This is a genomic window from Bacillus sp. TCT6 (assembly GCF_056033845.1).
This window is the reverse complement of the sequence record NZ_JBVYHX010000001.1, coordinates 1,035,960-1,049,519: the sequence shown is the minus strand read 5'-3', so window position 1 is coordinate 1,049,519 and position 13,560 is coordinate 1,035,960. Positions and strand designations below refer to the sequence as shown.

14 protein-coding genes and 1 riboswitch are annotated in these 13,560 nt (G+C 35.6%); of the genes, 5 read left to right on the top strand and 9 right to left on the bottom strand.

Annotation, left to right across the window (positions count from 1 at the left end; all coding sequences use genetic code 11):
- Window positions 1-140 precede the first annotated feature (140 nt).
- From AC0ONG_RS05265 to AC0ONG_RS05250, 4 genes are all read left to right on the top strand, one after another.
- On the top strand, window positions 141-326 hold the full coding sequence (locus AC0ONG_RS05265; protein ID WP_000241212.1) for an alpha/beta-type small acid-soluble spore protein: 186 nt from the start codon (window positions 141-143) through the stop codon (window positions 324-326).
- Between the two features lie 114 nt (window positions 327-440).
- A complete protein-coding gene (locus AC0ONG_RS05260) occupies window positions 441-1,760 on the top strand; it encodes a TrkH family potassium uptake protein (RefSeq protein ID WP_000822358.1) in 1,320 nt (439 codons plus the stop codon).
- A gap of 38 nt (window positions 1,761-1,798) precedes the next feature.
- A riboswitch (yybP-ykoY riboswitch) is annotated at window positions 1,799-1,972 on the top strand.
- 82 nt (window positions 1,973-2,054) lie between these two features.
- Window positions 2,055-2,849, top strand: coding sequence for a TerC family protein (locus tag AC0ONG_RS05255; RefSeq protein ID WP_000383326.1), 795 nt, complete (start codon window positions 2,055-2,057; stop codon window positions 2,847-2,849).
- Between the two features lie 202 nt (window positions 2,850-3,051).
- Complete coding sequence (locus AC0ONG_RS05250; RefSeq protein WP_016077951.1) at window positions 3,052-3,903, top strand: formate/nitrite transporter family protein; 852 nt, start codon at window positions 3,052-3,054, stop codon at window positions 3,901-3,903.
- A 27-nt stretch (window positions 3,904-3,930) separates the two neighbouring features.
- Here the strand turns inward: AC0ONG_RS05250 and AC0ONG_RS05245 are convergent, their stop codons facing one another.
- From AC0ONG_RS05245 to AC0ONG_RS05205, 9 genes are all read right to left on the bottom strand, one after another.
- Window positions 3,931-4,242: a cyclic-phosphate processing receiver domain-containing protein gene (locus AC0ONG_RS05245; RefSeq protein WP_001103766.1), complete on the bottom strand. Its 312-nt coding sequence runs from the start codon at window positions 4,240-4,242 to the stop codon at window positions 3,931-3,933.
- 14 nt (window positions 4,243-4,256) lie between these two features.
- Window positions 4,257-4,979, bottom strand: coding sequence for a prepilin peptidase (locus AC0ONG_RS05240; protein ID WP_016077952.1), 723 nt, complete (start codon window positions 4,977-4,979; stop codon window positions 4,257-4,259).
- A 113-nt stretch (window positions 4,980-5,092) separates the two neighbouring features.
- A complete protein-coding gene (locus AC0ONG_RS05235; RefSeq protein ID WP_000147194.1) occupies window positions 5,093-5,803 on the bottom strand; it encodes a LutC/YkgG family protein in 711 nt (236 codons plus the stop codon).
- Window positions 5,803-7,224 (bottom strand): LutB/LldF family L-lactate oxidation iron-sulfur protein, encoded by a 1,422-nt coding sequence (locus AC0ONG_RS05230; protein ID WP_000061930.1) that lies wholly within the window; start codon window positions 7,222-7,224, stop codon window positions 5,803-5,805. The genes AC0ONG_RS05235 and AC0ONG_RS05230 overlap by 1 nt, the downstream gene beginning before the upstream one ends.
- Before the next feature lie 16 nt (window positions 7,225-7,240).
- Complete coding sequence (locus tag AC0ONG_RS05225) at window positions 7,241-7,960, bottom strand: (Fe-S)-binding protein (RefSeq protein ID WP_000869152.1); 720 nt, start codon at window positions 7,958-7,960, stop codon at window positions 7,241-7,243.
- Between the two features lie 168 nt (window positions 7,961-8,128).
- Window positions 8,129-8,818, bottom strand: a complete 690-nt coding sequence (locus AC0ONG_RS05220; RefSeq protein WP_254904515.1) for a FadR/GntR family transcriptional regulator — start codon at window positions 8,816-8,818, stop codon at window positions 8,129-8,131.
- A 331-nt stretch (window positions 8,819-9,149) separates the two neighbouring features.
- A complete protein-coding gene (locus AC0ONG_RS05215; RefSeq protein ID WP_016077953.1) occupies window positions 9,150-10,550 on the bottom strand; it encodes a sensor histidine kinase in 1,401 nt (466 codons plus the stop codon).
- A gap of 3 nt (window positions 10,551-10,553) precedes the next feature.
- Window positions 10,554-11,225, bottom strand: a complete 672-nt coding sequence (locus AC0ONG_RS05210) for a response regulator transcription factor (RefSeq protein ID WP_001046396.1) — start codon at window positions 11,223-11,225, stop codon at window positions 10,554-10,556.
- Window positions 11,218-12,192 carry a YncE family protein gene (locus AC0ONG_RS05205; protein ID WP_001234158.1) on the bottom strand — a complete coding sequence of 325 codons (975 nt, stop codon included), beginning with the start codon at window positions 12,190-12,192 and terminating at the stop codon, window positions 11,218-11,220. The genes AC0ONG_RS05210 and AC0ONG_RS05205 overlap by 8 nt, the downstream gene beginning before the upstream one ends.
- Window positions 12,193-12,319: 127 nt before the next feature.
- Between AC0ONG_RS05205 and AC0ONG_RS05200 the strand changes: the two genes are divergently transcribed.
- Window positions 12,320-13,444, top strand: coding sequence for a CdaR family transcriptional regulator (locus tag AC0ONG_RS05200; protein ID WP_074789367.1), 1,125 nt, complete (start codon window positions 12,320-12,322; stop codon window positions 13,442-13,444).
- Window positions 13,445-13,560: the final 116 nt, after the last annotated feature.

The following is a 13,560-nucleotide window of genomic DNA, read 5'->3' as shown; positions in this document are numbered from 1 at the left end:
GCTACTCTTTTTTCTATCCAAGAACTTCTAATCGCACCGATTACTTCCGCGTATGACTACGTCATTTCCACATAAAATAACGTTACCAGTTTAGATAAGAACTTAGCTGAACTGGACTACTCATAAGGATGTGTATCAACATGGTAAAAACAAACAAATTATTAGTTCCAGGTGCAGAGCAAGCGCTTGAACAATTTAAATATGAGATTGCACAAGAATTTGGTGTAAGCTTAGGGTCTAATACAGCATCTCGTTCTAACGGTTCAGTTGGCGGTGAAGTAACAAAACGTCTTGTTGCTTTAGCACAACAACAATTACGTGGATAATAATATAACATATGGCTTAGAGGCAGATATTCTCTGCCTCTTTCTATTTTCAACATACATAATAGTGCTTTTTCACATACTAATCAAAGCAAAATGAAAGGAGCGATATGTGAAATGAAACGGATTAATATTAGCATGAGCCCTCCCCGCGTTCTTACTTTATCTTTTCTTCTATTATCAGTTGTCGGCACATGCTTATTAAAACTGCCCATTGCTACGACAACGTCCATTTCATGGCTCGATGCCTTATTTACAACCGTTTCCGCTTGTACTGTTACTGGGCTTGGTGTTGTAGATACCGGAAAAATGTTTACTTTATTTGGACAATGTGTCATTTTAGCGCTTATACAAGTTGGCGGGCTTGGCATTATGAGCTTTGCTGTCTTAATTGCGATTATGCTCGGAAGAAAAATCGGTCTTCAAAACCGTATTTTATTACAACAAGCATTAAATCAAACGAATATCGGCGGCGTCATCCGTCTTGCCAAATCGTTATTTTTATTCTCTTTTACAGTCGAATGTATCGCTACTTTAATTCTTTCTTTTGAGTGGGTACCAAAATATGGGGTTACCAAAGGGATCTATTATAGTTTTTTCCATTCAATCTCAGCCTTTAACAATGCTGGTTTTTCTGTGTGGAGCGATAATTTAATGTCCCATTCTCATAGCATTCTTGTCAATTTCGTCATTTCCTCTCTCATCATTTTAGGTGGAATAGGTTTTACAGTAATCGTAGACATAAAAAGAAAGAAAAACTTTAAAAACCTTACACTACATTCAAAACTTATGCTTTCTTCTACTCTAATCGTCAACATTATTGCTACCCTTTTTATTTTTATATTCGAGTTCCATAACTCCCTTTCTATGAGAGGTTTTACCCCATTTGAAGAAGGAATAGCCTCTTATTTTCAAGCAATTTCAACGCGAACTGCCGGGTTTAATACAGTTGATATTTCTACATTGTCAAAACCTTCCCTCCTATTAATGATGCTCCTTATGTTTATTGGTGCTGGTAGCGCTTCAACGGGTGGTGGGATTAAGTTAACAACATTTTTAATCATATTTTTTGGCGTATTTAAATTTCTACAAGAACAAGAGGATATTGTCGTATTTAAAAAGTCCATTAAAGATACTCTCATTGTCAAATCATTAACTATTACTATTATTTCCATTTCATTTATCTTTTTTGCTATTTTAATTTTGAGTATTACTGAGCGAGTTCCTCTATTGATGAGTGCTTTCGAAGTATTTTCAGCATTTGGGACTGTTGGCCTCAGTATGAACTTAACACCCCACTTAACTATAATCGGAAAAGCTATTATTATCTTTATGATGTTTTTTGGGAAAATGGGTCCTTTAACATTGGCTTTTTCATTTGCTCGTAAAAAGAACCGGAAAATAAAATATCCGAATGAAGATATTTTAACAGGTTGACAACCGTAGAAATTATCCATATAATGAGAATACAATAGCATATCTCCAAAGGGGAGTAGCGTCCAAGAAAATTTCTTGGAAACAAAGTCGTCATTACGTAGAACTTAGTTCTTCCGGCTTTGTTGGCATTTTCATTACATATGTCTAGCAAGACCTTTGCCTATTAACGGCAGAGGTCTTTTTTGTATTCATTTCCAGATTCTTCCAAAGTTAATAGGCAGGAGTATGGGGAAACTAAATAGTGGGGAAATTCTTCACTTATTTAGAACTTATAGAAATGAGAGGAGAATGTACATGGATGTATCATTATTATTGGAGTATGGTTGGGTATTACTCATCCTAATTGCACTTGAAGGAATTTTAGCGGCTGATAACGCTCTTGTTCTTGCAATTATGGTAAAACATTTACCAGAAGAAAAACGAAAGAAAGCACTATTTTATGGATTAGCGGGGGCATTTGTTTTCCGATTCGGATCGTTATTTATGATTTCGTTCTTAGTCGATGTATGGCAAGTGCAAGCAATCGGTGCCATCTACCTTATGTTTATCGCTGGTAATCACTTATTTAAAACGTATGTTAAAAAGAATACGGATGAAGAAACTGAAGAAAAAGAAGCAAAGAAAAAACAAGAGAACTTTTGGTGGACTGTATTTAAAGTTGAGGTTGCTGATATCGCCTTCGCAGTTGATTCAATTTTAGCTGCTGTTGCACTAGCAATGACTTTACCAAAAACAGGATTAGGTACAATTGGTAGTCTTGATACTGGGCAATTCGTTGTTATCTTTGTGGGTGGACTTATCGGATTAATCATTATGCGATTTGCAGCAACTGCTTTCGTACAAATCTTAAAACGTAAACCAGGACTTGAAACTGCAGCATTCTTAATTGTAGGTTGGGTTGGTGTAAAGCTAGCAGTTTATACATTAGCACACCCTGCATTAAATGTAATTCCACATTCATTCCCAGAATCCACTCCGTGGAAGCTTACATTCTGGATTGTATTAGTCGGAATCGCAGTTGGTGGTTGGTTCTTCTCAAAAGAAGTAGAAGTAAAAGTAGAAAAGAATTTAGACGAAAAAGCGCTGTAATTACAGCGCTTTTTCTTTTTGCTTTCTTCCTCTCAATATCCAGAAAAAATTCCATTATACTATCTTTTGCAAACGCTTTCTCAATATATGTATGTCCTTTTTGTGAAACATTGCACAAACTTATTGAAAGTGAGAACAATTCCATGTACTTTATTCATATAAGGAGTATTTATAGAAGATTTACTAAAGGAGCGTATTACTCATGCTAGAACAAGGACTAGATTATGTTGTCAAACTGGCTAAAAGCAAAAAGAAAATGCTAGATATAAACCCAATGCAATATTTCATTCGTGCTGCACTTGCGGGTATTTATATCGGTTTTATTATTGTACTATGTTTTAAATTAGGTAATTTTTTTCACATTGCAGATTCACCAGCAACTTATTTAGCTGCTTCTATGTTTTTCGGGATTGCTCTCGTACTTATTATATATGGTGGTGCTGAATTGTTTACTGGAAACACAATGTACTTTACTGTAGCAACTTTAAGAAAGGAAACAACGATTTCTGATACACTGCGTAACTGGGTTGCTTGTTACGCAGGTAACTTAGGTGGCGCGTTATTCTTTGCCTTACTATTTTACGCAACTGGAATTTTTGAAGCAATTGATCACGGTCACTTAATGAGTAAAGTCGTTGAAGGAAAGATGAACACACCTACAATGCAGTTATTCTTTAAAGCCATTTTATGTAACTGGCTCGTATGTCTTGCTTGCTTCTTACCTTCTCAGGTCAAAGGTGACACAGCAAAAATAATGGTCATGATGCTACTTGTTTTCACATTCTTCTTATCTGGTTACGAACATAGTATTGCAAACTTATCACTCTTTGCTTTATCTTTAGTTTCACCGCATCCTGAGACAATTTCTTTTTCAGGTGCTATTCATAACTTAATTCCTGTTACAATCGGTAACATTATTGGCGGATCAGTATTTGTCGGTATGGTATACCACTACTTAACTAAGAAAACACCTGACGTTCAACAGGAAGAAACTGAAATCGCAGCAGCTCAACAAGAAGAGATTATTCCTTTACAAGCACATATGAAACATTAAAAACTCCAAAGTTTTACTTTGGAGTTTTTAGCTTCCCACATATTTAACAACAAGGTGAGGATTAATTTCTCCTTCTTCCTTTCCCTTATCCAATCTTTGTTTCATCTTATGCATACCGATGATATCATTCGTATGAAGGTGAATTTCATTTACATATAACCCTTCTGTACAAAAGGCTTCTACAAAATCTAGTCCACTTTTTTCTCCCCATCCCATATTAAAATCAAGGGAAAGAATATTCACACCATAATCCCGAACCATTTGTAAGGTACATTCTACTGTAGTTGCCGGCACATACCCGAACGGACAACTTCTTTGATCATCCATATATACGTTCATTTTCTATTCCCTCTCTACTTTGAATATGCGACCAATACATAACATATTGCCCCAAGGCTAATAAAAGGACCAAATGGAATGGGCTTTCGTACTTCTATACGCTTTAATACGATCCCAATCCCGAAAAAACAAAGACTAAAACAAGATGCTAAAAATAAAATGATAAAAACTCCCTTCACTCCTACTATAAACCCAAGCAACGAAAGTAGTTTTATATCTCCACCGCCAAGCCCTTCTGGATACATCTTTTGCATGCAATATAACAAAATGAATATAACACCACTACCAACTATACTATCTGTCCAAGTAACTAATTGTACAAAAACACTTTCGAGAATGAGTAAAACGGCAAATGAAATTAAAATACAATCAGGAATTAACATATATAAGTAATCTGTAAGTGAAATAATAAGAAGTAGCGAAAAGAGGGATAAAATGATAATAAGCTCTCGTTCTATTCCAATCATATACACGGTAAGAAGAAATATACTTCCTGTTATACATTCAAATGCTACATACATAATCGGAATTTGCCTCTTACAATTCGTACAACAGCCTCTTTGTATATAAAATGAAATGATGGGGATTAGTTCTTTTGGCCTTAGCACATATTTACAATAATGACAATGTGAACGCGGGGTAATGATAGACTCCCCTAATGGAACCCTCATCGCAACTAACATAAAAAATGAACCAAACACCATCCCTGCTAACAGTGCATATAAATAAGTGAACATCCCTTCCTCTCCTTTCCCAAAAAACATAGCAAAAAAAGGAGAGAACTTCTACTTCATATTATCCATTATTCTACTAAAAAAGCAGGCCATTTTCTGGCCTGCTTTCCCCTCTTTTATACGATGAAATATATTGCTTTTAATGGTCCATGTACTCCGACAACAAGATTCATCTCAATGTCAGCCGAGTTACTTGGTCCTGTAATAAAGTTAATACAAGATGCCGCTGTCTCGCCATCTTCTACACGTGAGTTCATATCCTGAACTGCTTGTGTAATACGAGGCACAAGTGTTTCACGTGGAATAATAGCTAAATATACAGTCGGTAAAAAATGTAAAGAACGTCCTTGTCCTTTATGACTTTGTACAACAATTGTACCAGATTCAGCTAATGTATAATCACTAAATGCAATACCAATATTCGCTTTTTCAGCTAAACGCATATTTCCGTCTTTTCTCTCTGGATCCCATACGTTTACTTCAACGTCTCGCTTTGGAAGTTCTTCTTTAAATAAAGATGTTAAACCATATGCATCAAAACGCTCATCCGCTGATAATAAAATAGGTCCTCCGCCGTTTTCCATGATTACTTGTTGAAGGTCTTCACGTAAACGTTCATTTGTCGTTTCTACTACAGTTGTATGAATGTTTGTACATTGATTTTTAAACACTTCTAGTAATTCTTCTTGTGAATAATCTTTTAACGTTTCTATATTCACATTACTTTTCCATACTGGACGCTCTACACCTTCTGTTTTACGCGCGCGCCCAAGTTCTTTTGCAATGTTATCTAGAAAGGCATCACGGTTTTGAATTAATCCTGTCATTATTTATCCCCGCCTTTCTTATGATCTTTATACCAATCACGGAATCGTTCTTTACTTGGAGCTGGGAATTCACGAATATCCGTCCAGTTTTTAAGTGGCCCAACACCTTTTGATACACGATTACCAGATGTAAATGGACTCATTGCCGCTGGTGCCATTTTTGAACCCATTTTATATAAAGCAGCTGAAGAAGCACCCATACTAAACATTTTCATCGCTAGTTTTTCTGCAAGTGGTGCACGACCTTCTTGCTCAACGATGACTTGACGATGTTTTAATAATAAATCATGCAATGGAATTTTTACTGGACAAGCTTCTGTACATGCTCCGCATAAACTAGATGCATAAGGAAGCTCTTTATAATCATCATATCCACCTAGAAGCGGTGTTAATACCGCGCCGATTGGTCCTGAATAAATCGATCCATATGAATGTCCACCAACGTGACGATATACAGGACATACGTTAACACAAGCAGCGCAACGAATACATTGTAATACTGAACGGAATTCAGATCCAAGAATTTGAGAGCGACCATTATCAACAACAACTAAATGGAATTCTTCAGGTCCATCAACTTCCTCTTCTTGAATTGGTCCTGCTACTGTTACATAACTTGTTAATTTTTGACCTACTGCACTACGACATAGTAAACCAACTAAAACATCTAATTCTTCCATTGTCGGAACCATACGTTCCATACCCATTACTGCAATTTGTGTTTTCGGAATTGACATAACAAGATCTGCATTACCTTCATTCGTTACTAAACAAAGGGAGCCCGTATTTGCAACAGCAAAGTTACAACCAGTTACACCAATTTCTGCATCCATAAATTTCTCACGAAGTTGTTTACGAACAAACTTTGTCATTTCATACGGGTCATCAGAATTTTCATAGCCTAGCTTTTCTTTAAATACATCGCGAATTTGCGTTCTATTTTTATGAAGTGCAGGTGCAATAATATGTGAAGGTGGATCGTTATCTACTTGCAAGATATACTCTCCTAAATCACTCTCTAACACTTCACAGCCAATCTCTTCAAGCGCATGGTTCATACTGATTTCTTCTGTTACCATCGACTTTGATTTTACTACTTTTTTCGCTTGTTTCTTTTTGGCGACGTCTTGAATATACTTTGCTGCTTCCTCTTTCGTCTTCGCAAAGTACACGTGTCCGCCTCTTTTTGATACATTTTCACTTAACTGCATTAAGTAATAATCAAGATTTTCTAACGTATGTTGACGGATTTGTTCACCTAGTTCACGCCACTCTTCCCAGTTTCCTAATTCATCTGCGGCTTTTAAGCGATTCGTATATAAGCGCGTTTGTGCCGAAGATACTGCTCCGCGCATAAACGAATCTTGAATTCCATCACCAACGCGATCATTAAATTTTTTCTCACTGATTTTCATAGACATAGCTTATGTTCCCCCTTCATGAGCGACTATTCAGTACCTCAGCAATATGCATTACTTTTACTTCTTTTCCTAAACGCTCAATACGTCCGCCAATGTTTAACAAACACCCACAATCTGCACCGATTAAATAATCTGCACCTGTTTCCATTACACTATCTACTTTTTCATCTACCATTTGCTCAGAGATTGGAGTCATCTTAACTGAAAACGTTCCCCCAAACCCACAACAATTTTGCACGTTTGGCAAATCTCTCACAGTTAATCCTTTTACATTTGATAATAAAATCCCTGGTGCTTCTTTTACTCCGAGCATACGTGTCATATGACATGATTTATGAATAGTAGCTATCCCTGATAAACTTGCACCAACATCTGTAACTTTTAAAACATCTACAATAAACTGTGTAAATTCATAAGTTTTATCAGCAACTTTTTGTGCACGTTTAGCCCACTTTGGATCATCTTTGAAAACATGCGGATACTCATGAAACATTGTCGCACACGAGCCAGATGGTGTAACAATATATTCTGCATCTTCAAAAGTTTCAATCATATGTTTCATCGCTTCTTTTGCTGCTTCTACATGGCCGCTATTATAAGCAGGCTGACCACAACAAACTTGTGCTTCTGGAAATTCAATTTCACAACCTAAACGCTCCAACACTTCAACTGTTGCTTTACCGACATTTGTTTCAAACATATCGACTAAACAAGTAACAAATAAAGTAACTTTCATAACTATTACTCCCCCTTTTTACAACTTCGCCAACAAACATATGGTCATCAGATGACTGAGTAGAGAAGAAATAGGCTCAACCATGGCCTATCCTCTCCCTCTCCTAAAGAAAACGCTTACTTAATCTTTCTCTATTTTATCAGAAAATTAAATTTTTAAAAGATTAAATTACGAATTTATATCGTTTTTACCTGTGACAATATGTTCTACATTTGTTAAATGATCTAGCATTGCTTGCTGCGCTAATTCTACATCTTGTTTTAACACCGCATCATATATAACTTGATGCTCTTCTATAAGTCGTTCTGATGTCGTTTGTTCACCATATAAAATAATGCGTCTTGATTCACCAATTGTTTCAGCAATCATCTCTGAAACATGATTCATGAGTTCAAGCAAAATGTTATTATGCGAAGACTCTGCAATTCCCATATGAAATTGAAAATCAGCTTTTTCGCCAGCCTTTTCATCTCCAATGCTCTTTGCCATTTCATCTAACCAATGTTTCATATTTTGTAAATTATCTTCCGTACGTTTTGCCGCCGCTACTCGAACTGCCCCCACTTCAAGCACCTTTCGTACTTCTAATAAATTCAAAATATCTTCTTTCTTCATTAATAATCTATTGTTTAATGATTTTGTTAATGAAGAAGAATCGAAGTTCTTCACATATGTACCTTCTCCTTGTTTCATCTCAATTAAGCCCATCGCTCTTAGCGCACTTAGCGCTTCACGAACAGCAGATCTGCCAACTTGAAACTGCTCAGCTAATTGATGCACAGGGAGTAGTTTGTCACCAGGTTTTAACGTACCATTTTTAATCATTGTTAAAATAGCTTCAGATACTTCTTCGTAAATTTTTTTCGGTTTAATAGATTTGTACTCCAGTTAAATCACCTCAGTATCTTCCAAACAACAATTGAAACGATTTATAAGAACTTTGCATCATAACTATTTTAGACCGAATTGATAAGAAGTACAAATGTTTTGTTCATAAAATAGTCAAATTTCCGATATTTATTACATATTAATTTATATTTTTACGTATAAAGTGAAACTTTAATCAGTAGGTTTTTTTTCATCCCCCACCTAACTTCTTTGCTTCCGCTGAATTTTGAGGTGGGGGGCTTACTGCCCGGCAAATAGCGAGATAAATATTCCCTTCAATATAAAGAACATGTCCTAAAAATTAGAACATGCCCACCTCATCCTGTACATTCAGTTTAATAATAACCGTTGTTCCCTTATCTTTTTCACTTTTAATTTTCCACTGTCCACCATGTATATGAACAATTTGTCTCACAATAGCAAGGCCTAAACCTGTTCCACCATGTTGACGACTTCTCGCTTTATCAACTCGGTAAAAGCGCTCGCCAAGATTTTCTAAATGCTCTATATCAATGCCAATTCCTGTATCTTTTATTTTTAATTCACAGTAATCATCGATTTGCTCTAAAGTTATAACGATATTTCCTTTTTGATTTGTATATCGTATCGCATTATCTAACACATTATGAAGCACTTGTTGCATACGATCCTCATCAATCATGACAATGACCTCTGGATTTAAATTGGTTGAAATATGAATTTCCTTTTCTATAAACTTAATCTCATACGTATCTAATACGTCTTCAATCAGCTGTGAAAAAACGATAGGTTGCTTCTTTAACGGAAAGTGCTCACCTTCTAATTGTGCTAAGTCTAACAAGTCATGAACGAGACGCTGCATACGACCTGCTTCTTTATGAATTAGCTGGGTTACTTTTTCCTGCTGAGCTCCCTTTGCAACACCATCTAAAATAGCCTCGCTATACCCTTTTATATAACTAAGTGGTGTTCTAAGTTCATGCGAAACATTTGCTAAAAATTCCTTACGCTTTACATCTTCTGTTTCTAATGAATTTGCCATTTTATTAAATGCTTTTCCTAATCGTCCAATTTCATCCTCTGAAGAAACTGTAATCCGCTCCGAAAAATCTCCCGTAGCCAAATGATTTGCAACCCGCTCCATTTGCGAAAGTGGCTTCGTAATTGCAATTATAATTTTTCTTCCAACCCATATCGTAATTAAAATCATAGCAATTGCTAGTGGTGCTAAAATAAGACCCATATCATATATTAAGTCTTTTATACTTTTTAAAGGAATATAAGAATATACAATTCCGACTAATTTTTTATTTTCCAATACAGGGATGACAACCCCCATAATATTACGTTCAAAATGTTCTTCATATCCTATCTTTGTCACAGTTTTCCCATCTAATAGCGTTTGCCTATCTCCTTCACTTATAAGAGAATGATGATGCACATCAAAAGGTAAACATGCACTTAAATCACGCGGATTAGACACGAAAAGAACGTCTGAACTAGATATTTGATCAAATGATCTTACTTTCCCTTCAAAAATTGATATTCCTTCGCGCTTATCATACTGAGCAGCAAGATTTTTCCCTTCCATTACTAATGAACCTTTTAAATTATCAACGTATAGTTTTTCATATGAGTATAAAGATACGAAATAAAGAAAGGACACTGTTACACATACTGCACACACTACTGTAAGCCAAAGTTTTTGTACCATCGTAAACATACGTTACACCTCGAATTTATAGCCTACACCCCAAACAGTTTGAATGTAGTTTCCACTTTCTCCAAGCTTCAAGCGCATCGTTTTCACGTGCGTATCTACTGTTCTTGTACTTCCCGCATAATCATATCCCCATACCTTTTCAAGTAATTGTTCCCGGCTAAATACTTGTCCTGTATGCTGACAAAGAAAATATAGTAAATCAAACTCTTTTACTGTAAGAGAAATCGGCTCACCATCCGCCTCTATTCGTCTACTTTTTTCATTGATAAGAATTGGTCCAAATTGAATCTCTTCTTGCTGTTCTTGCTTTGTATATCTTCTTAACACAGCTTCCATACGGGCAACCAATTCACCAGGACTAAACGGTTTTACAATATAATCATCCGCTCCCATACGTAAGCCGTTCACCCTATTCCACTCTTCACCTTTTGCGGTTAAAAATATAATCGGCACATCTGACGTTTTTCTAATTTCTTTACAAACTGAAAGTCCATCCATTTCTGGCATCATAATATCTAATACAACGAAATCATAATGATCTGTTTCTAGTTTTTTAAGAGCCTCTTTTCCATTTTCAGCTTCTCCCCACTCATATCCGAAGTTGTCCAAATACATTCCAACAAGCTGCCTCATATCACTTTCATCATCTACAACTAGCACTCTATATTTATTCATTATCCTTTCCTTCCCTCTCTATGAGTTGAAACGGTCCTTTTCCGACTTTAATTGTTTGTTTTATTTTCAAATTCTTCATATCCATAACGCACACTTCATCACTATCATAACTTGCTACATATCCTTCTGCTCCGCTCTCCAAAAATGCAAATGGATTCGATCCTACTTCTACAGAAGCTATTTCTTTATATGTGCTAATATCAAACTTTCTAAGTGTGTTCGAACCATGACTTAGTGCATATACGTACTTACTATCCTTCGTTATATTCACAGGCATAAATGGAGCGTGTAAAGAGCGCACCATTTCTCCCCCCTGTAAAGAATACACTAACACTTTCTCATTTACTTGATTTCCATCACCATGTCCGCCAATCCATATTTCTTTCCCATCAGGACTAATCGTTGCTCCGGTTGATGCTGGCGGAATCATAAAGGATTGAACAACTTCTTTTTTCTTCGTATCAATTGTCGTTAGTTTCGTATCATAAAAGTTTAGTACAGATAACCGATTATGATACTCTACCATCGTTATAGGACCTTTTCCTGTTGAAACATTTCCTGTCTCTTTCCCATTTATCGTAAAGAACCTTACCTTTTGAACATTTTGATCGGCAGCAAATAATTGCTTTTTATCTTCTGATACGACCACATTTACAATGCCCTTTCCAGTTTTATATTTTTCCACTTGCCTTCCTTCCGCCAATGAATATACATACATATATTCTAATTGCTTACCGTATACAAGGATTTCCTCACCGTTTGGAAGCAGTGTGATTCCGGCCATTGGCTCATTTAGTTCCCATGTCGTGATTAACTTTTTATTTTTTTTATCAATAAAACTAATGCTGCCTTCTTTTATATTCGTTGTTATAATAACATTTTTATCTTTAGCAATTGGTGTATATGAACTTCCTTGACACCCTACTAATAGAAATAAAAAACAGAGAAGAAAAACATACTTTCTCAAAAGATTCCCTCCATCTTCGGATGATTTCGTTATAATTGTAAAATAACAAATAAATGTGTGGAAAGTGTGAAATTTTCCTTTCTTACTCAATTTACATATATAATGTACAACAAATAGAATTTGAGGTGTGTCAATTATGCTATTTCCTGATTTAGCGAATAAAATTGTACGAGAAGTACGCAGACTAATTACAGAGAATATTATTATTATTAATATACAAGGCGTTATTATTGCAAGTACAGATACAGAAAGAATTGGTCAATTTCATGAAGGTGCACTCCGCTGCGCTAACCAAAAGAAAACTGTCATCATTACAACAGAAGATGAAAGGCAGTTGCAAGGTGTAAAGGCTGGAATGAATCTTCCTTTATTATTTCATGACGAAGTAATTGGTGTTATTGGAATTACAGGAGAACCTGAAAATATTTCACGCTATGGAGAAATATTGCGTAAGATGACCGAGTTATTAATTCATGAAAACTACTTTTTAGAGCAACTAGAACTTGAGCACCGTTCTTATGAAGCTTTCGTCTTTGATTGGCTTCAAAATACAGAATGGTCTCCAAGTTTTCTCGATCGCGCCAAAACACTTGGCATTGATTTATATAAGAAGAAACAACTTATTTTGTTTTCTATTGGAAAAAATGACACGATGCTCCAGCGTAAAATATGGCAACATATACGCAATATATTAACAAAAGAGCATCTATTTGTTCGGTGGGGAAATGATCGTTTTATTTTATTTACAGCGATGAGCTCCAACGAGCAAACATACCAATTTTTAAAACGATTAAAACAAGAATGCGAAGCTTTATTTTCTATTCCTTTATATATCGGGATTGGACAAACAGTTACCCCAAACAATATGAACATATCTTACGAACAAGCATTACGTGCTCTTTCTGTATCATTGGAAACGAAACAAATTGTATTTAATGAAGATTTACGTTTAGAAATGTGTTTACAAGATATTTCTGCCGAAACGCGTGAACAATTTCTAGAGCGTACCATCGAAAACTTACTATCATCTCCTGAGCTTATGCACACCTTACGCTTATTTATCGATTATAACCAATCTTATAAACAGACAGCTAAACAATTACATATACACATTAACACATTACATTACAGGCTAAAAAAGATTGAAGAGCATACAGGACTTGATCCAAAACAATTCAAAGACTTAAACGTTTTATACTTCGCACTCCTCCTATTAGATAATCATACAAAAAAGAACGATAAAACAGATTAATCTTTAGATGATTACACATAGAAAGAATCCCTTTACTTTTTTATCATTATAATGAAAGCACTGTTACCACGTTGTTTATTATAACTAAACACGTTAACAGTTTGAGGGGGATTTCC

Excerpts from the sequence above, each read along its gene's own strand:
- AC0ONG_RS05260 (WP_000822358.1), top strand. The coding sequence starts at position 441 with ATGAAACGGATTAATATTAGCATGAGCCCTCCCCGCGTTCTTACTTTA.
- AC0ONG_RS05255 (WP_000383326.1), top strand. The coding sequence starts at position 2,055 with ATGGATGTATCATTATTATTGGAGTATGGTTGGGTATTACTCATCCTA.
- AC0ONG_RS05245 (WP_001103766.1), bottom strand. The coding sequence starts at position 4,242 with ATGAACGTATATATGGATGATCAAAGAAGTTGTCCGTTCGGGTATGTG.
- AC0ONG_RS05235 (WP_000147194.1), bottom strand. The coding sequence starts at position 5,803 with ATGACAGGATTAATTCAAAACCGTGATGCCTTTCTAGATAACATTGCA.
- AC0ONG_RS05225 (WP_000869152.1), bottom strand. The coding sequence starts at position 7,960 with ATGAAAGTTACTTTATTTGTTACTTGTTTAGTCGATATGTTTGAAACA.
- AC0ONG_RS05215 (WP_016077953.1), bottom strand. The coding sequence starts at position 10,550 with ATGTTTACGATGGTACAAAAACTTTGGCTTACAGTAGTGTGTGCAGTA.
- AC0ONG_RS05265 (WP_000241212.1), top strand. The coding sequence starts at position 141 with ATGGTAAAAACAAACAAATTATTAGTTCCAGGTGCAGAGCAAGCGCTT.
- AC0ONG_RS05250 (WP_016077951.1), top strand. The coding sequence starts at position 3,052 with ATGCTAGAACAAGGACTAGATTATGTTGTCAAACTGGCTAAAAGCAAA.
- AC0ONG_RS05210 (WP_001046396.1), bottom strand. The coding sequence starts at position 11,225 with ATGAATAAATATAGAGTGCTAGTTGTAGATGATGAAAGTGATATGAGG.
- AC0ONG_RS05230 (WP_000061930.1), bottom strand. The coding sequence starts at position 7,224 with ATGTCTATGAAAATCAGTGAGAAAAAATTTAATGATCGCGTTGGTGAT.
- AC0ONG_RS05240 (WP_016077952.1), bottom strand. The coding sequence starts at position 4,979 with ATGTTCACTTATTTATATGCACTGTTAGCAGGGATGGTGTTTGGTTCA.